Genomic DNA, 19,447 nt, shown 5'->3' with positions numbered 1-19,447 from the left:
TTATGAAAAACGTATATATTGTAGACGGGGCTCGTACTGCATTTACAGCTTTTGGGGGTTCCTTTGCAACAACAGATGCAGTACAGCTTGGTACAAAAACTGCAGTGGAAGCGTTAAAGCGGGCAAATGTACAGCCTGAACAAGTCGACCATGTAATTTACGGGGGTGTCATTACAACTGGTTCCAATTCAGCCTATTTAGCTCGACATATTGGACTTTACGCAGGTGTTCCTAAAGAAGTACCAGCTTTAACTGTGAATCGTTTATGTGGATCAGGTATACAATCGGTTATATCTGCTGCACAAATGATACAGCTAGGTGAAGGAAATGTAGTATTGGCTGGGGGAGCAGAAAATATGTCCCAATCGCCATATTCGAACTTCGAACAACGCTTTAGCGGTTCGAAACTAGGCAACCTGGAGTTTACAGATATGCTTCAAGCAACATTAACTGACCAGTATACAGGTTCAGGAATGGGCTTAACGGCAGAAAAGCTGGCTGAACAGTACACAATTTCTCGCGAGGAGCAAGATGCATACGCCCTTCTTTCAAATGAACGTGCCGCAAAAGCACGTAAGGACGGCACTTTTGCAAAAGAGATCGTGCCGGTTGCTGTAGCTACGAGAAAAGGCGAAATTTTAATAGATCAGGATGAACATATTAAAGAAGGCGGAACACGGGAGAGCTTGGCAAAGTTACGTCCTGCTTTTAAAAAGGATGGGTCAGTAACAGCAGCGAATGCATCGGGCATTAATGATGGGGCAGCTTCTGTCGTTGTCGCAAGTGAAGATTTTGTAAATGGACAAGGACTAAAGCCGTTAGCCCGCATTGTATCATGGGGAATAGCGGGTGTTGATCCGTCGATTATGGGAATCGGTCCGGCTCCGGCAATTCGTCAAGCATTGGAGCGTGCGAATCTAACAATCGAAGACATGGATTTAGTTGAAATTAATGAAGCATTTGCAGCCCAATATATCGCAGTAGAAAAGGAACTTGGACTGAACCGTGAGAAAACGAATGTAAATGGTGGTGCAATCGCACTCGGTCACCCAGTAGGTGCAAGTGGTACAAGAATCATCTTATCCGCTGCATATGAACTGCAACGACGAAATGGGAAGTATGCGGTTGCCAGCCTTTGTATCGGTGGCGGACAAGGAATTGCTTTAATTATCGAAAGAGTATAGAAACTTGGCATGCTAGGAGAAAGTTTCCGGCATGCTTTTTTGTTGTATGTTTTTATTAGAACAATAATGCGGGATATTAGAAAAAGTCGGGCCGGTATTAGAAAAGTGAAAGGGGATTTTAGAACAAAGCGAACCTTTATTAGCACAACGAAAGGACATATTAGAAAATCGCAATTTTATTAGAACAAATAAAAATATATTAGACGATTTCAGATTATATTAGAAATCCTTGCAACTTTTTCACCCCAAGTTTCTAAAGATGAGACACAAAGGGTAGCATACCGAAATAGATTCTTTCATTTGAACTTTATTACGAAAAATTCAAACCGATTTTAATTTGACACAAACCTTACTTTTTTTGCTGTAAACAACCAAATCACATTCCGCCAAATTTTACGCATTAATTGCGGAATATGTTACACTAAAGCCAACGAATAAAAGGTGGTAAAACAATATGTCAGCAATCAGTTTATTAAACGAAACACTTCAAAATAAATGGTCGTTTGAAACGACAATGAAAATTCAGGACGAAATGATTCCAGCGATGGTTGAAGGGAAAGATATCGTAGCAGAATCCCCAACAGGCTCAGGAAAAACATTAGCCTACACATTACCTATTTTAAATAAAGTTGACGGAAAAAAGAAACAAACCCAAGCGTTGATCGTAGCACCATCACAAGAGCTTGCAATGCAAATTGTTGAAGTTATCCGTGATTGGACAGTTGGAACAGATATTACTGTCCAACAGTTGATCGGTGGGGCAAACTCAGCTCGTCAAATTGAAAAATTAAAGAAAAAGCCAACGATTGTTGTCGGGACACCAGGTCGCTTAAATGAATTGGCTCGCCAAGGTAAATTAAAGCTTAGAGAAATAGAAACAATTGTTTTAGATGAATGCGATCAGCTATTAAGTCGTGAATACCGCGTTGTCGTAAAATCATTTATAGAAAATGCGGCATTCGGTCGTCAAGTCGTTGTAGTATCTGCAACGATTACAGAAGAAATAAAGCTTGTAGCAGAACGCTTAATGTTCGAGCCAGTCAGCATAGAAATTAAGCCTGAAGATATGGTGAAGTTCGGTAAAGTAGTTCACTCCTTTGTAAAAGTAGAGGAACGAGACAAAACAGAGATGCTTCGCCGTCTTGCTAATATTGAAGGATTACGCGGGTTGGCATTCGTCAATAATATTGACCAAGTATTAATGAAACAAAACAAGTTGGAATATCGCGATGCACCAATTGTAGCACTTCATTCAGATATGAAAAAAGACGAACGTAAAAAAGCGTTGGATGCTTTCAGAAAAGGGGAAGCACGCATTTTAATCGCAACAGATATTGCGGCACGAGGTTTAGATATTTCAGGATTAACACATGTTATTCATGTCGACGTTCCACGTATAATTGAGCAGTATACACATCGTTCGGGCCGTACAGGTCGTGCAGGAGCAGATGGAGAAGTATTAACATTATTATCTTATAAAGATGAAAAGACTTTCAAAAAATGGTTGCGTGATCTTTCATTAAAAGGTGTTCAAAAAGTATGGACTCAAGGGCAGCTTGTGGAGGGAAATGCAAAAACAGTTTCATCAAAAGCGGCTCCCGAAGTAAAGAAAGCAACAGAGAAAAAGTCTTATCAGCCAAAGACAAATAAAAAAGGTATGACTTTCAGTAAGAAAAAGGAGAAATAATTCATGACATTCCAAGAGAAGTTAGAGCAATATGCAGATTTAGCTGTTCGTATCGGAGTAAATGTTCAAAGAGGACAATACTTATTAATTAATACATCAACAGATACATTGGATTTCACACGAATTGTTGTGAAAAAAGCATATGAGGCAGGCGCAAGTCGTGTCCATGTAAATTTAACAGATGCAAGCTTTGAACGTGCCTATTTTGAAAATGTTACTGTTGAAGAGACAGCTAATTTTCCTAAATGGGTCGTTGCACAACGCGAGGAATTAATCGAACGTAAAGGCGCACTTCTTTGGATTGATGCAGAAAATCCCGATTTACTGGCGGGTATAGAATCGGAGAAAATCGGTGCTCAGCAGAAGGCAGCAGGTACAGCGCTTGTCAACTATCGTAAAGCAGTTATGAATGATGATATCGCATGGTCAATTATTGCAGTCCCTTCTCCAAAATGGGCGGCTAAAGTCTTCCCTGATTTAGCTGAGCAAGAACAAGTACCGGCATTATGGGATGCCATTTTTAAAACTGTGCGTATTGGTGATGGTAATGCGGTTGAAAACTGGAAAAATCATATTGAAACTTTACATGCACGTGCAGCACAGCTAAATGCTAAGAAATATGCTAAATTACACTACTTGGCACCAGGTACAGATTTAACAATTGAATTACCCGAAAAGCATTTATGGAAAAGTGGTAGTAGTGAATCTCCGGACGGTACAACATTTATTGCGAATATGCCGACAGAAGAAGTATTTACACTACCTGCAAAATATGGGGTAAATGGATACGTATCAAATACAAAACCGCTTGTTTATAAAGGAAATATTATTGATGAATTTAAGCTTACTTTTGAAAAAGGAAAAATTGTGAGTGCTGAGGCAAAAGTGGGTCAGAAATTACTGCAGCAGCTTATCGCTTCAGATGAAGGTTCTACTTATTTAGGGGAAGTGGCATTAGTACCACATGAATCACCAATTTCAGCATCAAATATTTTATATTACAACACATTATTTGATGAGAATGCATCTAATCATTTAGCGATTGGTGAAGCATATCCAACTTGTTATGAAGGTGGCAAGGAGCTAGAAAAAGGCCAGCTAGAATCGTTAGGTATTAATACATCGATTACACATGAAGATTTTATGATCGGAAGCGCTGAAATGGATATAGACGGTATTTTAGCGGATGGCTCAAAAGAACCGATTTTCAGAAAAGGAAACTGGGCATTCTAAATATAGAAGTGGGGTGAGTAAATGCGGAAAATAATACTTAGCATTATTTTTTGTGTCGTCTTATTTCCAACTGCAACATTGGCCGATGAACGGGATGTGTATATAGCGCTTGGAGATTCATTAGCAGCAGGACAAACGCCATACAGTGAAATCGATGCGGGCTATACGGATTTTATTGCTTTACAGCTCATGCGCAACGGAAAACTTGCTCATTTTTCAAAAGAGCTTACTTTTCCGGGTTATCGTGTTGAAAATGTCATTGAAACAGTTCAATCTGATAAAGCAGAACAGTTACTAAATGAGGCGACATTGATTACTATTTCTGCGGGGGCCAATAATTTACTCCCTCTTATAGCGCATAATCCGGAGCAAGGTACTATTGCCTTTTCCCAGCTAAGTGCGGACTTTGCATTAAATGAAGTGCGGATTCAAATGAAAGAACTCCTTTCGTTAACAAAAGAAAAAGCACCTAACGCTGAAATTTATGTGCTTGGTTATTATTTTCCTTATGTGAGCCTTCATGAGGAGCAAAAACAAGGTGCAGAAAAGGCAGTAAAGTTATTAAATGGAATTTTAAAGCAGGAGACAGAGCAAGCCGGATATGTATTTGTTGATGTTTTTGAAGCTTTTAATTCAGGGCAAGCGGATTATTTACCTAGCATTCAAGATATTCATCCGAATCAGCTTGGCTACCGTATAATGGCTAATGAAATGCTAAAGAAATATAGCGGAAATGATTTTCTTTCGTTACCTATAGACGCAATGCCTGCACCAAATCCGAAAACATTTGAAGAAATGTTGCAGATGCAGCAAAATGAATTAGCTGTTGAGGAATCGCAATTTATGGCCCTGCATTATCCTGATAAACCAACACCTATATATGTATAAATAAAAAGCATTCCGACAAGAAATTCTTGAAGGAATGCTTTTTTACTGTTCAATTACTCGCTGATTTTAACGTCACGTAATTGGTAAATGCTGTCAGTTCCTACGTTGAAGCCAGAAACTTTATCAGATACACCTGTTAATGTATATGGGTGTAATACGAATGCCATTGGCGACTCGTCAGAAATTAATTGTAATGCTTCTTTGTAGATTGCTTCACGAGCACTTGGATCTGCTTCACGACGACCTTTATCTAATAACTCATCCACTTTTTCGCTTGAGTAGAATGAACGGTTACCTGGGTCACCATGTTGTGAAGAGTGGAATAATGCATATAGACCGTAGTCTGCATCAGCAGTAGCATTAGACCAACCTAAGATGAACATATCGTGCTCACCAGCAGCTGTTTTCTCTAAGTACGCGCCCCACTCTAAAACTTCGATCTTAACATCGATGTTTAATTGTTTTAAGCCTTCTTGTAATACGATCGCAACATTTTGACGAGCTGGGTTATCATTCGTCCAAATTGTTGTTGAGAAGCCATCTGCATAACCAGCTTCAGCTAGTAAAGCTTTCGCTTCGTCTAAGTTGTAAGCCATTGATGTTACATCTTCAGTGTATCCGAAAATACCAGGAGATAATGGGGAAATCGCTGGAATACCGTATCCTTCATAAATACCATCGATTAAAGTAACACGGTCGATTGCTTTTGAAATCGCCTGACGTACTTTTTCGTTATCAAATGGTGCTTTTTGTGTATTGAAACCTACATAAGTTAAAGAAGACGATGGAGTTTCTAAAACTGAAACGCCGTCAGAACCATTTACGTTTGCTACTTGGCTAGGCTCAACGGCACCGATAATGTGAGCGTAACCTGATTGTAATTCAGCAACACGAGTAGCGCCTTCTGGTACTACTTTAAATGTTACCGTATCAACGTGTGCAGGAGTTCCTGCATAGTCAGCGAACTTTTCTAATTTTACTTCAGTACCTGGAGTCCAAGAAACGAATTTGAATGGACCAGTACCTACTGGATTTGTACCGATTACTGAACCAGCAGCTACAGAAGAATCAGCTTCCATTGCAGCATAGTCATCAGCAATTGCTTTTGGTGAAATGATACCACCACCATTGTGCGTTAAGTGTGCAAGTAATGGTGAGAATGGGTATTCAGTTACGAATTGAACTGTTGAATCATCAATTACTTTTACTTCTGTAACCATTTCAAATAAGAAAGCACGTGGTGACGCAACTTTTTCATCTAAAACTCGGTCGAAAGAAGCTTTTACAGCTTCAGCATTGAAAGCTTCGCCGTCATGGAAAGTAACACCTTGCTTAAGCTTGAATTCCCATGTTAAGTCATCAACTTGAGTCCAAGATTCTGCTAAACCAGGAACTAATTCTCCGTTAGCATCACGATTTACTAATGTTTCATAAATGTTAGATTGTACATTTGACGAAGAAACATCGTTTGATCCGTGTGGGTCTAGTGATTGAGCATCAGATAATTCAGCGATAATTAAATCACCGCCACCTTCTGAAGCTGCATCATCGTTCGTACTAGAGTCTGTATTTGTTTCAGTTCCAGTGTCCTCGCCTTTTGATGTATCTTCTGAATCATCTCCACCAGCACATGCAGCTAACACAAGGGCAAGTGTAAATGTAAGAAGTAGCATCCATAGCGACTTTTTAGAAAATGACATGATGGAAGTCCCCCCATTTAATATTATTTTAGAATATTACAAAAATGTAATTTCTTTAAATAGAATAGCACATATGAGTACAAAGCATCAATATCCAAAAAAGATAAAAAATAGTTAAAGGAGAAAATCGGGACATGATAAAGTATTTCATGATAATGTTAAACAATTCAGTAAATTGATGTAGGTCTTATGGCTGTAAGCGTTAGTCATAATTTGGATTAAAAAAGTATACTATGTTGATATAATCAAATTGTTAAAAAATATAAAAATAATAAAATATTCAGAATTTTACTAAAACATTATTATCTTGAAATGTATACTTTTTACTCTATATACTATTATTTATACTAATAATTTAGAATTTATAGAAGGAACTAAAAATTTGAAAGGGTGATTTATATTGAGTACGGTACAAACAGAGAAAAATCCTTCTACAATGAAAAAAAGTAATCCACGTTCGGAAGCTTTTAAAACGTTTATGAAGCGTTTACTTAAAAATAAGGCAGCTGTTGTTGGTGGAATAGTAATTCTTTTTATCATTTTAGTAGGGATATTTGGACCATTTTTAGTTAAGACCGATCCAAATGCACAAAATATTTTAAACAAACTTCAGCCACCTTCAAAAGAACATTGGTTTGGTACAGATAACTTCGGCCGTGATATATTCTCGCGTATTGTTAATGGAACAAAGTTAACGTTAACAGTTGGGTTTTTATCGGTATTTATTGGAGGAATAATTGGGGTAGTATTAGGGATTGTATCAGGATATTATGGCGGTGCCATTGATACGATAACTATGCGTCTTATGGATATTCTGTTGGCGTTCCCTGGTATTTTACTAGCTTTAGCAATCGTATCTGTATTAGGTGGTAGCTTAGTAAATGTTATTATTGCGGTAGGTATATTCTCCGTACCAGCGTTTGCACGTATTGTACGTGGTTCGACGCTACAAGTGAAAAAGCTCGAATATATTGATGCAGTAAGGGCACTTGGGGCATCGGATATAAGAATTATTTTTAAACATATTTTACCGAATATTATGTCACCAATTATCGTTCAAGCAACTATGCGTATTGCAACGGCAATTTTAACAGCTTCGGGCTTGGCATTCCTAGGTTTAGGTGCGCAGCCGCCGGACCCGGAATGGGGAGCAATGTTAAGTGATGGCCGTACGTATATGCATAATGCAGGTCATATGGTATTAATTCCTGGAATGATGATTGTTGTCGTAGTATTGGCATTTAATATTTTCGGTGATGGATTACGTGATGCACTTGATCCAAAGATGAAACAATAGGAGGTGGAACAGTAAATGACTAAATATATTATCCGTCGTTTATTACAAACGATTCCCGTATTGTTAGGGGTTTCTATTTTAGTGTTTTCATTGATGTTCCTAATTCCTGGTGATCCTGCGCAAGTAATGGCAGGGGAAGGTGCATCTGAACAAACGGTAGAAAATTTACGTGAAAAATTAGGGTTAAATGACCCTGCATATGTACAGTATGGTCGATTTTTAGGCAATGCGCTGCAAGGCGATTTAGGTAATTCAGTTCGTAGTGGTCGTCCTGTAATGGATGAAATACAGGCACGATTTTGGATTACGGTAGAAGTAGCTGTTTATGCAACAATTTTAGCGGTATTTATCGGTTTAATTGCAGGTATTATTTCTGCAGTACGTCATTATACATTAACTGACGTTTCAATTATGATTATTGCGTTATTTGGATTATCAATGCCGAATTTCTGGTTAGGGTTACTATTAATTCAATGGTTTGCATTAGGTAATCTACCATTTGGCTGGGATTTACCGGAAATTCTAAAAATGCGGCCATCTGGATGGGGTGACTCGTGGCGACAAATTATTCTACCGGTTATCACACTCGGTACAGGTGGTGCCGCAATCATTGCGCGTATGACTCGCTCATCGATGCTTGAAGTTATCGGACAAGACTATATCCGTACCGCTCGTGCAAAAGGGGTATCGGAACGTATCGTTATTTATCGTCATGCTCTTAAAAATGCACTTATTCCAGTAGTAACAGTTATTGGATTAGAGTTTGGTGGTTTCCTAGGGGGAGCAGTATTAACAGAAACAATTTTCGCTATTAATGGTATGGGCCGTTTAACAATAGATGCAATTAGGCAAAGGGACTTCCCAGTCGTTCAAGGGACTGTACTTGTAATTTCACTATTATTCGTAATTGTAAACCTACTTGTTGATATTTCTTACAAATTCTTGAATAAACGAATTGACTTAAACTAATAAACGAAAAGAGGTGTGGCAAATGAATGAAATGGAAAGTATTTTAGTCGTAAATAATCTACAAACATCATTCGGTACGGAAGCTGGAGAAGTTCGTGCAGTTGACGGTGTAAGCTTTACTGTTCCAAAAGGAAAGACTATTGGAATTGTAGGTGAATCTGGTTCGGGGAAAAGTATTACATCTCTTTCGATTTTACGTTTACTAGCATCAAACGGTAAAACTAAGGGCGGTGAAGTACTTTTCAAAGGAAAAGACTTGTTGAAGCTGTCTGAAAAAGCAATGCGTGAAATTCGCGGTAATCAGATCTCAATGATTTTCCAGGAGCCTATGACATCGTTAAATCCGGTTTATACAGTGGGACAGCAAATTAGTGAAACAATCAAAATCCATAAAAAGCTAGGTAATAAAGAAGCGATGTCTCAGTCAGTGGAAATGTTAAAACTGGTTGGTATACCATCACCTGAAAAGCGCGTAAAACAATATCCACACGAACTATCGGGCGGGATGCGCCAGCGTGTAATGATTGCGATGGCATTAGCATGCGATCCTGAAATTCTAATTGCGGATGAGCCAACAACAGCGCTCGATGTGACAATTCAAGCGCAAATTTTAGAGCTAATTAAAGATTTACAAAATCGCTTAGGAATGTCTGTAATAATGATTACCCATGATTTAGGGGTAGTGGCTGAGACATGCGATTATGTAGCGGTAATGTACGCTGGGCAAGTAGTGGAATATTCAGATGTTCGCACACTATTTAAAAATCCTAAGCATCCATATACATTAGGCTTACTAAATTCATTACCACGTCATGATGTGGACCAGGAAAAACTAATTCCGATAAAAGGAATGGTGCCGAGCCCACATGAAATGCCGGTCGGTTGTCGTTTTGCTCCTCGTTGTCCAGTGGCGACAGAGCTTTGCCATAAAAAACAGCCGGATTTATTAAGTACCGGGGGAGACAATTCAGAGCAAATCCGTTGCTGGATGTATTCAGAAGAGTGGGATGGAGAATCGGAGGTGACGCTATATGGCGAAAAAAGAACTGTTAAAGGTTGAGGGATTAAAGCAATACTTCCCAATTAAAGGTGGTTTTTTAGGCCGTACCGTCAACCACGTAAAGGCAGTAGATGATATTTCATTTACGATTTATGAAGGGGAAACTGTAAGTATTGTAGGGGAATCTGGGTGTGGTAAATCTACAACAGGTCGAGCAATTTTACGTTTGGAAGAGCCAACAGATGGATCTGTTGTCTTCCAAGGGACAGATATTACAAAAATCCCTAAAGGTGAAATGCGTAAATTCCGTAAAGATTTACAAATCATTTTCCAAGATCCATACGCTTCAATTAATCCACGTCAAACTGTTGCAAGTGTACTAAGTGAAGCGATGCATATTCAGAATGTTTTACCACCGGACCAACGCCGTGCACGGATTGAACAACTTCTTGAAACGGTTGGATTGCGTCCATATCAAGCAGACCGCTATCCCCACGAATTCTCAGGTGGGCAACGTCAGCGTATCGGTATTGCCCGTGCATTATCCGTTGACCCAAAGCTTATTATTTGTGATGAAGCGGTATCTGCACTTGACGTTTCAATTCAAGCGCAAGTACTAAACTTATTAGAAGAGTTACAAGATGAATATGGATTAACATACTTATTCATCTCTCATGACTTAGGGGTAGTACGTCATATTTCTGACCGTATTATCGTAATGTATTTAGGGAAAATTGTTGAGATTGCAGATAAAAATAGTTTGTTTGAAAATCCTCAACATCCATATACGAAAGCACTTTTATCGGCAATCCCTGTACCAGATCCGGATGCAGTGAAGAGTCGAATCGTATTGAAAGGTGATGTACCGTCACCAATTGATCCGCCACAAGGTTGCCGCTTCCATACGCGCTGTCCATTTGCGACAGATAAATGCCGTACGGAAGAGCCAGTTTTACGTACTTCAGACATCATGAAGGATACACATGAAGCTGCGTGTCACTATATGGAAGAAATTTCAGCTGGAAAAATGACTCCAAACTATTAATAATAAAAACCACACTGTACGAATATTCGTTCGTATAGTGTGGTTTTTTCGATTTTAGTCATGTACACTTATAGTAATAAAATGGGGGGCGGTATTCATGAAAATATTTCATACAGCAGATTGGCATTTAGGGAAGCTCGTACAAGGTGTGTCGATGACTGAAGATCAGCAATATGTACTCGAACAGTTCATCGAGGAAATAAGATTAGAAAAGCCGGATGTAGTCATTATAGCGGGGGATTTATATGACCGTTCAGTACCACCTACTGATGCTATTCAGCTTTTGAATAAAACTTTTAAACAAATATTAATCGATGAAAAAACACCGATTGTCGCAATTGCTGGAAATCATGATAGCGCTACACGTTTAAACTTTGGCAGTGATTTAATGAAGGCAAGTGGCTTGCACATCGTTGGTCATCTAGAAAGTTACTTTAAACCGGTTATTATGAATGATGAATACGGGGAAGTACATTTTTATTTAGTTCCGTTTGCAGAGCCTTCCATTGTAAGAAATGTTTTTGGAGATGAATCGATTACGACCCATGAAGGGGCAATGGCACGCATTATTGAAGAAATTGAGCTAACACTTGATCCGGAAAAGCGCAATATTATTGTAGGACATGCCTTTATTACAAAAGACGGGATGCCAGAACAAAATACAAGTGATTCTGAACGGAAATTGACAATAGGCGGTACAGAGTGCATCAACTCGGCATTGTTTGAACCATTTTGCTATACGGCACTGGGGCATCTTCACCAGGCGCATTTTGTGGCAAATGAAAAAATACAGTATGCAGGCTCACCACTTAAATATTCCGAATCAGAAGTTAATCATAAAAAGGGCTTTTTAATAGTTGATTTAAAAGAAGATGGATCAGTAGCTGTTGAAAAAAAGTTACTGACGCCGATCCGAGATATGCGAATTGTTTCAGGACTGCTTGATGATATTTTACAGCATGAAAAAAACGATGACTACGTATTCGTAAAGTTGCAGGATGAAAATTATGTTAAAGGTGCCGCTGAGCTCGTACGTACTGTATATCAGAATGCTTTACACATCGAAAGAACCGTTGTATATGAAAGGCTAGAGCAGCAAGCGAATACAATGAATCGCGTACAAATGGATGATACGGAATTGTTTGAGCTGTTTTATACAGAAATGACAGGTAAGCCTTTAAGTGAGGAAACGAAAGCAATTTATACTGACATTCTTCAGCAGCTTATCGACAATGAACGTGAATTTCAGGAGGTGCTGTAACGATGAAGCCTATAAAATTATCGATGACAGCTTTTGGACCATATCAAACAAAAGAAGTAATCGATTTCACTAAACTTCATGAGCATGGAATATTTGTTGTTTCAGGGGCTACTGGTGCGGGCAAAACAACCATTTTTGATGCGATATCATTTGCTCTTTATGATTCAGGCAGTGGGGAAGACCGTGAGAAGTCACTGTTTTTACGCAGTGATTTTGCTGACGAAACAATTGATACAGAAGTGGAGCTTGAATTTGAAGTGCGCGGTCGTCTATATCGTATTTGGCGGAAATTCGGACAGGACGGATCGAGTGCAAAACGTGAATTTTATGAGATTACAGGTGGTATTGAAGTACCAGCTGTAGAAAAATTTCAGGTAAAGCTTATTCAGGCAAAAGTCGAAGAGTTGATTGGCCTAACCTATTCTCAATTCAATCAGATTGTTATGCTTCCACAAGGAGAATTCCAAAAACTTTTGACATCCGAATCAAAGCATAAAGAAGAAATCTTCCGTAAAATCTTTAAAACTGAACGATTTACAAAAATGGTCGAGCTTTTGCGGGAAAAAAAGAAGTCTGCAGAAAAGCTATATGATCAATCTATAATGCAGCAAGACCATACGATCCATGAAATTATCTCGCGCCTACCAAATAGAGATTCAGAGCTATTTTCGGAGATAAACCAAGATGTAATTAATCTATATCAAGTAAAGCAAGCTTTATTAAACGAACAGCAATATTATGAAGAACATTGCAAAACATTAAAGGGGCAATATGAGAAATCCAAATTACAATTACAGCAATTAAATGAAACATTCAGTGAGCAAAAGCTGCTAAATGAACGAATTGAAAAATATTTATTAAGAAAAACTCGGCTTGCAGAACTCCTTCAACAAGAACAAACAATGCAATCCGAGAAACAGCGTCTCGAACTTGCCAAAAAAGCGAATCAAATTGAACCTTTGGAGCGCGAGCATGAGAAAGTGAAGCTTCAATTTGAAAGAGCGGAAATCGCATTACAACATGCAAAAAAGGATTTTGAAAAAGCAAAGTCGCAACTTCAAAATGCAATGAAATTTTATGACGAACAAAAACAGCATGAACCATTACTCGATGAGTATTCAAAATCTATTTCACAGTTAGAGCAGCTTTTACCGATTTATCAATCGATAGATGAACAGCGAAAGTCCGTTTTGAAAATAGAGGAAAATCAAAATAATGCAAAACAACTATTTGAAAAACTTCAAAAAGAGGATATTACATTAAAGGAACAGCAACAGAAGCAGCGGATAATTATAAATGAACTGGAAGAAAAAGTAGCTACGTACCAGGAGACATTTGAAGCTCATGCAATGTTGACCAAGAAAATTGAGCTAGCAAGGGAGATTTTAAAGCTCCAATCTAGCGAGGTAGCATTAACAAAAACACTGGCAGAAAAGCAGCAAATTGCAAATCTTGCTCAGGAAAGATTACAGAAGCTGGAACAACAGATTCGCAGTAATCATGCAGCATTTCTCGCTACTTCCCTTCATCACGGGGAGGCGTGTCCTGTATGCGGAAGCACAGAACATCCAGCCATCCATAGCAGTGAAGCATTGGAAGTTGACGATAATGAATTGACCGCACTACGCCGTGAAAGTGACAGTGCTATGCAGAACTTTTACCAAGTAAGCTCGAAATTAGAAGTAGAGCAAGCGGCATTGAACGAGAAGCAGCAGGTACTTCAGCAACTTGGCATTGAACCTTCATCGCTTCACGAATACGAACAGCAACTATCTGTATTGACGAACCAATTATCGATGCAAAAACAGCAACAAGCACAACTATTAATGGAAAAGAAAAATTTGGAACAGATTTTGCAAAGTAAAGAAATGCTCCAAGGGCGAATTGAAAAAGGGCAGCAGTATGTATCGGAAATTGATAAACAATATGCACAAGAAAAGGGTAAGCTTGAGCAAAGTGAAAAGTCTTTACTACCGCAGTTTTCAACCGTCCAACAAGTTACGGAAGCGTTGACAAGCCTGCAGCAGAAATATCGTCATTTAAAAGAAGCGATACAAAAGGCATTGGAAGCATTGCAAAATATTCAATTGGAAGAAAAGACATGTGAAGTGAATTATGAGCATGCTACAAAGAATTTAACTGAGAAACAACAGGAAAGTAAAATAGCGCAATCTGCATTTGAGTCTGCACTCTTACAAGAAGGCTTCCATATAGAAGCATATAAACAAGCGCTACTATCTCAGCAGGTTCAACAACAAATACAGGAAACATTAGAGAGCTATAAGCAAAATGTCCATACTTTAACAGTGCAAATTGCAGAAGAACAACAAATGTTAGAGGGAAAAGAATTGGCGGATTTGAAGGCTATTGAGCAACAGATTTCGCTGCTTAATGAGCAAATAGAAGCCCAATATTCAGAAGTGAAATTAGTCCATTCTTACGCATTACAGTGTGGGGAAACTTTAGAAAAGCTTGAAAAATCAGCTCGACAAATAGAAGATTATAAAGAAAAATTAATGCAAGTCGAACATGTATATGATTTAATTCGTGGACAGAATGAAGCGAAAATTTCTTTTGAACGATTTGCGCAAATAGGCTATTTAGAAAAAGTAACACAAGCTGCAAATGAAAGACTACGTGTTTTATCAAATGGTCAGTATTTTTTAAAGTCAACGGGTCGTAAAGAAGGAAATGCACAAAGCGGGTTAAGTATTGATGTATATGATAGCAACACTGGGCAAACACGCGATGTTAAAACATTATCCGGAGGTGAAAAATTCAATGCTTCGCTTTCACTAGCTTTAGGAATGGCGGATGTTATTCAAAGTGTTCAGGGCAGTGTGCATATTGATACTATGTTCATCGATGAAGGCTTCGGTACGTTGGATGAAGAAGCATTACGACGCGCTATCGATATTTTAATTGACCTACAGCAAACGGGTCGCTTAATCGGTGTCATTTCACATGTCGCGGAACTTAAAGCAGCGATGCCGGCCATTTTACAAGTACAAAAGCTAAAAGAAGGCTATAGTAAAACAGAAATTATTATTAAATAAATGATTGTACAAAAAAACACATTTCACACGAAAGACTGAGTGAAATGTGTTTTTGTGTTAACGCTTTGTAGCTCGTCGTGTAGTTGTTGCACGTTGCGGAGTAGATTTTTTATCCATCATTTTTTTTATGATGGGATAAAGTATTGGACCGAATTTAATTGCTGTTTTAACAAGTTTGTTTAGTTTCATACGTATACACTCCTTAACGAATATCATTTCGTATAAGAAATATACCCAATTAAGGAGCTTTCATAAACATTAACGTAAAACTTTAATAGCTTTCACTAAATTCCAAATTCCCGTAATTGAAAAGATAATCAGTAAAGCAACAAGGGCAATAAAATGCGAACTTACAAAGAAATCCTGTATCGCCAAAGTTTCATGAGTCAAAAATAGCGAAATAAAAAAGTAAATAATATACAAAACACCAAAAGCAATCGGAATAAGTTGGGTAATAAAAGCCTTTTTCGAGTGCTCCCTTACAAAATCATCTTTTGAAACAACATATATAATGAACGGCAAGATAGAGGGTGCAAAGTAAAAGCTTAAATAGCTTAATGCACTTAATCCTTTTGATTGATCCATTTCATTCACTCCTTTGTATGTATACGAACGGTCTAGAATTTAGTTACAAAAAAATCGTCTGTTGAAAGTTGGAAAAATATTCGATACAATTAATTTGTTCAAACAATATTTATTTAGATGTACCACAAGGGGAGCCGAGTAAGTCGGCTGAGATTGTGCACGTAATTGCACTGACTCTTTGAACCTGTAAGTTAGCACTTGCGTAGGGATGTGGATAGAAACCGACTGTTCAAACGATAGTCAGGCTTTTGTCCTGATTATCGTTTTTTTTATTTTTGCAGATGGATTTCTATTCCTTCTTCACTTCTGTTACATCGGAAAAAGGAAAGGAGCATTGTTATGGACAAAAAGAGATTACTTATGATGGTGGAAATAGCGATTTTCGCTGCCGTCGGACTGGTGCTGGATCAAATATCATTTAAAATGTGGGCGCAAGGTGGATCGATTAGCTTTGTAATGGTTCCTATTATTTTAATGGCAATTCGTTGGGGGTTAACAGCAGGTCTTGCAACTGGCCTACTAATCGGAATAATGCAGATGATGTTTGGAGCTTATATTGTCCACTGGCTTCAGGCAATTCTTGATTATGGTCTTGCTTTTACTGTAGTAGGTTTAGCGGCAATTATAAGAAAGCCTTTATTACAAGCAACGCAATCACTAAATAAAACAAAAATGGCGCTTTACATTGTAATAGGTACGTTATTAGGTGGATCTTTACGATTAGTTTGCCACTTACTTGCCGGAGTTGTCTTCTTTAAGGAATTTGCAGGCGACGATAACGTATGGATGTATTCAATTATTTACAACGGTTCCTACATGCTGCCAGCAACAATTATTACAGCTATTATTGCCATCTTATTATTCACGTCTGCACCACGTTTATTGCAAAAAGTACAATAAGTTTAATTATTAATATAGAACTAGGTTTGAAGTGCGGATTGTCATCTTCAAATCTAGTTTGTTTTTTATTATAAATGTACTCTAATCTATACTTCATTTTTGCACATAATTCCTGGATTTAAACACATCATTTAAAAAAACAATGAACACTTACAACCGATTTTAAGTATGTTATAGTTAAGGGTAGACATTGTTTAGAGGAAGGAAGTTACACATGATTGTTACAACACAAGAAGAAATCAAAGCTTTTAAAAAAATAGGACGTATTTGTGCTGAAATTCGTGAAGCGATGAAAGCGGCGACAGTACCGGGCGTGACAACAAAAGAATTGGATGAAATTGCAGGGCGAATGTTTGCCGAGGCTGGCGCAATTTCAGGTCCAAAAGGTGAATATGACTTCCCTGGCTATACTTGTATTTCAGTGAATCATGAAGTGGCACACGGTATTCCAGGTAGTAAAGTGATTCAAGAAGGCGATATTGTCAACATTGACGTATCAGGTTCATTGGATGGGTATTTTGCAGATACTGGTATTTCCTTCGTTGTCGGGGAAGGCTACGAGGATAAAGAAAAGCTTTGTTCTGTAGCAAAATCAGCATTTGAACGTGCAATGACAAAAGTTAAAGCAGGTTCAAAATTAAATCAAATTGGTAAAGCAGTTGAACGTGAAGCGCGTGATCATGGCCTAACGGTTATTATGAACTTAACGGGGCATGGTTTAGGAAAATCATTGCATGAAGAGCCAAACCACGTATTAAACTATTATGATGCCTGGGATACAACAATTATGAAGGAAGGGATGGTTTTAGCAGTAGAACCATTCATTTCAGCAAAGGCAGAGCATATTGTCGAATCTGGGGATGGTTGGACATTTGTCACTCCGGATAAATCATTAGTCGCTCAAATTGAACATTCAATTATTGTAACAAAAGACAAACCAATTATTTTAACAACATTAGAAGACTAATTAGAAAACGTGGAAGCATATAATGCGGCCACGTTTTTTACTTTTGTTCTAGCGGGTGTTTAAATCAACATAAAATAATCAAACGATTCAAATAAATCACAACAACAATTACCATTTTCATACACTTTCAAGTAAAATATATGTAAGGATTCGTAATAGAGGAGGCCGTTGAATGAAGAAACTAAATGATTTGGATCTAACATTAAAATTGGATAAGAAGCTATACAAAAAGCAATTGAAAGAGCTGCAGTATGAAGTGCTTAATATTCAGCAATTTTTATACAACAATAAAATCGGTCTCATCTTCGTATTTGAAGGAATGGATGCAGCAGGAAAAGGGGGGGCCATTAAGCGATTAACAGAACACATTGATCCCCGTGGATTAATCGTTTCGCCAATTTCCGCACCACAGCCACACGAAATGCGTTATCATTATATGCATCGATTTTGGAGGAAGTTACCCCAGCATGGACAGATTGCCATCTTTGACCGTTCCTGGTATGGTCGTGTATTAGTGGAACGCATCGAAGGCTTTGCAAAAGAACATGAATGGCAGCGGGCGTATAACGAAATTAATGGTTTTGAAAAGCAATTAACAGATGAAGATTATATTATAGTTAAATTCTGGATTCATATAGATGCAGATGAGCAATTGAAGCGTTTCATGGAAAGAGCGGAAGATCCGTATAAATCATGGAAACTAACAGATGAAGATTGGCGAAATCGTGAAAAGTTTAATTTATATATAGAAGCGGCAGATGAGATGTTTGCTAAAACAAATACAGAAAATGCCCCTTGGTGTTTAATTCCTGGCAACGATAAATTTTATGCACGAGTACAAGTGCTAAAAGAAGCTGTTGCTCAAATTGAGAATCAAATAACAAAACGGGGTCTTCAACTTACTAATGTTTTTGAAAATCATAATGAACAAGCAGCAGAAAGTACACTGCCTGAATTTATAGAAATACAGCCAAAGCAAAAAAAGAAAAAGTCATAAACGGATAAATAAGTTTGGCTGTGAAATGTAGGTGAGTTAAATGAAAAGCTTATTCAAGCTATTTCAAAAGAAGGAGGGTCCAATGGTTCAACTTATTGGGCAACAATGTTCATTGCGTACTTTTACCCTGTCTGATGCAAGAGCATTGACAAAGCTATTAGTAGATAATAAGTTTTACTGGTCAACATATGAACCGTTACATCGGGATGAATTTTATACAGAAGAGACACAGTACAAGAAAATATTGGAGAGCATGCATCTTTTGCAAACAAATAGAGAATTTTCCTTTGGTATCTTCCATAATGAAACAGGTCAGCTGATTGGTCATATTTCGCTCTATTCTATAAAACGATTACCATACTCTAGCGGCTTTATAGGTTATTCCATGGATGAAAAATTTATAGGAAAAGGCATTGTAACCGAAGCAGTTCGTTTAGTAATGGAGTTCGCATTTACAACTTTAAATATTCATCGCATTGAAGCATATGTGGCTCCTCAAAATTTGGGCTCTATACGTGTTTTAGAGAAGTCAGGATTTGCGAGAGAAGGTTTACTCCGAGAATTATTATTTATAAATGGTAAATGGGTTGATCATTATATGTACGCAATATTACAGCGAGAATATAAAAATAGATAAGTTCCACATTTTTAAGGCTATAAAAAAAGCTATAGTGCTCA

The 19,447-nt window shown here is 37.9% G+C and carries 17 protein-coding genes and 1 riboswitch; of the genes, 14 read left to right on the top strand and 3 right to left on the bottom strand.

Annotated features, from left to right (window positions below):
- Nucleotides 1-2: 2 nt before the first annotated feature.
- The 4 genes from H9632_RS14260 to H9632_RS14245 all read left to right on the top strand — a co-directional run bounded on the left by H9632_RS14260 (nucleotide 3) and on the right by H9632_RS14245 (nucleotide 4,992).
- Nucleotides 3-1,184, top strand: a complete 1,182-nt coding sequence (locus H9632_RS14260; protein WP_191704736.1) for an acetyl-CoA C-acetyltransferase — start codon at nucleotides 3-5, stop codon at nucleotides 1,182-1,184.
- 454 nt (nucleotides 1,185-1,638) lie between these two features.
- A complete protein-coding gene (locus tag H9632_RS14255; protein WP_191704735.1) occupies nucleotides 1,639-2,871 on the top strand; it encodes a DEAD/DEAH box helicase in 1,233 nt (410 codons plus the stop codon).
- Between the two features lie 3 nt (nucleotides 2,872-2,874).
- Nucleotides 2,875-4,104, top strand: coding sequence for an aminopeptidase (locus H9632_RS14250; RefSeq protein ID WP_191704734.1), 1,230 nt, complete (start codon nucleotides 2,875-2,877; stop codon nucleotides 4,102-4,104).
- Between the two features lie 21 nt (nucleotides 4,105-4,125).
- A complete protein-coding gene (locus H9632_RS14245; protein ID WP_191704733.1) occupies nucleotides 4,126-4,992 on the top strand; it encodes an SGNH/GDSL hydrolase family protein in 867 nt (288 codons plus the stop codon).
- 53 nt (nucleotides 4,993-5,045) lie between these two features.
- On the opposite strand, the gene H9632_RS14240 is transcribed toward H9632_RS14245, so the two are convergent.
- Nucleotides 5,046-6,692 carry a glutathione ABC transporter substrate-binding protein gene (locus H9632_RS14240; RefSeq protein WP_191704732.1) on the bottom strand — a complete coding sequence of 549 codons (1,647 nt, stop codon included), beginning with the start codon at nucleotides 6,690-6,692 and terminating at the stop codon, nucleotides 5,046-5,048.
- Between the two features lie 436 nt (nucleotides 6,693-7,128).
- Between H9632_RS14240 and nikC the strand changes: the two genes are divergently transcribed.
- The 6 genes from nikC to H9632_RS14210 all read left to right on the top strand — a co-directional run bounded on the left by nikC (nucleotide 7,129) and on the right by H9632_RS14210 (nucleotide 15,320).
- Nucleotides 7,129-7,989, top strand: coding sequence for a nickel transporter permease (gene nikC, locus H9632_RS14235; protein WP_191704790.1), 861 nt, complete (start codon nucleotides 7,129-7,131; stop codon nucleotides 7,987-7,989).
- A 15-nt stretch (nucleotides 7,990-8,004) separates the two neighbouring features.
- Nucleotides 8,005-8,958 (top strand): ABC transporter permease, encoded by a 954-nt coding sequence (locus tag H9632_RS14230; RefSeq protein WP_191704731.1) that lies wholly within the window; start codon nucleotides 8,005-8,007, stop codon nucleotides 8,956-8,958.
- A gap of 22 nt (nucleotides 8,959-8,980) precedes the next feature.
- Entirely contained in the window at nucleotides 8,981-10,018 is a 1,038-nt protein-coding gene (locus tag H9632_RS14225) for an ABC transporter ATP-binding protein (protein ID WP_318247705.1), read from the top strand.
- Entirely contained in the window at nucleotides 9,990-11,003 is a 1,014-nt protein-coding gene (locus H9632_RS14220; protein WP_191704730.1) for an ABC transporter ATP-binding protein, read from the top strand. The genes H9632_RS14225 and H9632_RS14220 overlap by 29 nt, the downstream gene beginning before the upstream one ends.
- A 97-nt stretch (nucleotides 11,004-11,100) precedes the next feature.
- A complete protein-coding gene (locus H9632_RS14215) occupies nucleotides 11,101-12,264 on the top strand; it encodes an exonuclease SbcCD subunit D (protein ID WP_191704729.1) in 1,164 nt (387 codons plus the stop codon).
- 2 nt (nucleotides 12,265-12,266) lie between these two features.
- Complete coding sequence (locus H9632_RS14210) at nucleotides 12,267-15,320, top strand: AAA family ATPase (protein ID WP_191704728.1); 3,054 nt, start codon at nucleotides 12,267-12,269, stop codon at nucleotides 15,318-15,320.
- Between the two features lie 57 nt (nucleotides 15,321-15,377).
- Here H9632_RS14210 and H9632_RS19030 read toward each other — a convergent pair whose 3' ends face one another.
- Together H9632_RS19030 and H9632_RS14205 are read right to left on the bottom strand one after the other, a co-directional pair.
- Nucleotides 15,378-15,509 (bottom strand): hypothetical protein, encoded by a 132-nt coding sequence (locus H9632_RS19030; protein WP_263618332.1) that lies wholly within the window; start codon nucleotides 15,507-15,509, stop codon nucleotides 15,378-15,380.
- A 69-nt stretch (nucleotides 15,510-15,578) separates the two neighbouring features.
- A complete protein-coding gene (locus tag H9632_RS14205) occupies nucleotides 15,579-15,905 on the bottom strand; it encodes a DUF4870 domain-containing protein (protein ID WP_191704727.1) in 327 nt (108 codons plus the stop codon).
- A gap of 117 nt (nucleotides 15,906-16,022) precedes the next feature.
- Nucleotides 16,023-16,131, top strand: a riboswitch (TPP riboswitch).
- A gap of 113 nt (nucleotides 16,132-16,244) precedes the next feature.
- Between H9632_RS14205 and thiT the strand changes: the two genes are divergently transcribed.
- From thiT to H9632_RS14185, 4 genes are all read left to right on the top strand, one after another.
- Nucleotides 16,245-16,805 (top strand): energy-coupled thiamine transporter ThiT, encoded by a 561-nt coding sequence (gene thiT, locus H9632_RS14200; RefSeq protein WP_191704726.1) that lies wholly within the window; start codon nucleotides 16,245-16,247, stop codon nucleotides 16,803-16,805.
- A 214-nt stretch (nucleotides 16,806-17,019) separates the two neighbouring features.
- A complete protein-coding gene (map, locus tag H9632_RS14195; protein ID WP_191704725.1) occupies nucleotides 17,020-17,772 on the top strand; it encodes a type I methionyl aminopeptidase in 753 nt (250 codons plus the stop codon).
- Between the two features lie 172 nt (nucleotides 17,773-17,944).
- Nucleotides 17,945-18,769, top strand: a complete 825-nt coding sequence (locus H9632_RS14190) for a polyphosphate kinase 2 family protein (protein WP_191704724.1) — start codon at nucleotides 17,945-17,947, stop codon at nucleotides 18,767-18,769.
- Between the two features lie 82 nt (nucleotides 18,770-18,851).
- Nucleotides 18,852-19,406, top strand: a complete 555-nt coding sequence (locus H9632_RS14185) for a GNAT family N-acetyltransferase (RefSeq protein ID WP_191704723.1) — start codon at nucleotides 18,852-18,854, stop codon at nucleotides 19,404-19,406.
- Nucleotides 19,407-19,447: the final 41 nt, after the last annotated feature.

This window comes from Solibacillus merdavium (genome assembly GCF_014836935.1).
GTDB lineage: Bacteria > Bacillota > Bacilli > Bacillales_A > Planococcaceae > Solibacillus > Solibacillus ferritrahens.
This window is presented reverse-complemented; position numbering and strand designations above follow the sequence as displayed.

Bases quoted from the DNA above. Each gene is read 5' to 3' on its own strand.
- H9632_RS14260 (WP_191704736.1), top strand. From the start codon at position 3: ATGAAAAACGTATATATTGTAGACGGGGCTCGTACTGCATTTACAGCT.
- H9632_RS14255 (WP_191704735.1), top strand. From the start codon at position 1,639: ATGTCAGCAATCAGTTTATTAAACGAAACACTTCAAAATAAATGGTCG.
- H9632_RS14250 (WP_191704734.1), top strand. From the start codon at position 2,875: ATGACATTCCAAGAGAAGTTAGAGCAATATGCAGATTTAGCTGTTCGT.
- H9632_RS14245 (WP_191704733.1), top strand. From the start codon at position 4,126: ATGCGGAAAATAATACTTAGCATTATTTTTTGTGTCGTCTTATTTCCA.
- H9632_RS14240 (WP_191704732.1), bottom strand. From the start codon at position 6,692: ATGTCATTTTCTAAAAAGTCGCTATGGATGCTACTTCTTACATTTACA.
- nikC (WP_191704790.1), top strand. From the start codon at position 7,129: ATGAAAAAAAGTAATCCACGTTCGGAAGCTTTTAAAACGTTTATGAAG.
- H9632_RS14230 (WP_191704731.1), top strand. From the start codon at position 8,005: ATGACTAAATATATTATCCGTCGTTTATTACAAACGATTCCCGTATTG.
- H9632_RS14225 (WP_318247705.1), top strand. From the start codon at position 8,981: ATGAATGAAATGGAAAGTATTTTAGTCGTAAATAATCTACAAACATCA.
- H9632_RS14220 (WP_191704730.1), top strand. From the start codon at position 9,990: ATGGCGAAAAAAGAACTGTTAAAGGTTGAGGGATTAAAGCAATACTTC.
- H9632_RS14215 (WP_191704729.1), top strand. From the start codon at position 11,101: ATGAAAATATTTCATACAGCAGATTGGCATTTAGGGAAGCTCGTACAA.
- H9632_RS14210 (WP_191704728.1), top strand. From the start codon at position 12,267: ATGAAGCCTATAAAATTATCGATGACAGCTTTTGGACCATATCAAACA.
- H9632_RS19030 (WP_263618332.1), bottom strand. From the start codon at position 15,509: ATGAAACTAAACAAACTTGTTAAAACAGCAATTAAATTCGGTCCAATA.
- H9632_RS14205 (WP_191704727.1), bottom strand. From the start codon at position 15,905: ATGGATCAATCAAAAGGATTAAGTGCATTAAGCTATTTAAGCTTTTAC.
- thiT (WP_191704726.1), top strand. From the start codon at position 16,245: ATGGACAAAAAGAGATTACTTATGATGGTGGAAATAGCGATTTTCGCT.
- map (WP_191704725.1), top strand. From the start codon at position 17,020: ATGATTGTTACAACACAAGAAGAAATCAAAGCTTTTAAAAAAATAGGA.
- H9632_RS14190 (WP_191704724.1), top strand. From the start codon at position 17,945: ATGAAGAAACTAAATGATTTGGATCTAACATTAAAATTGGATAAGAAG.
- H9632_RS14185 (WP_191704723.1), top strand. From the start codon at position 18,852: ATGGTTCAACTTATTGGGCAACAATGTTCATTGCGTACTTTTACCCTG.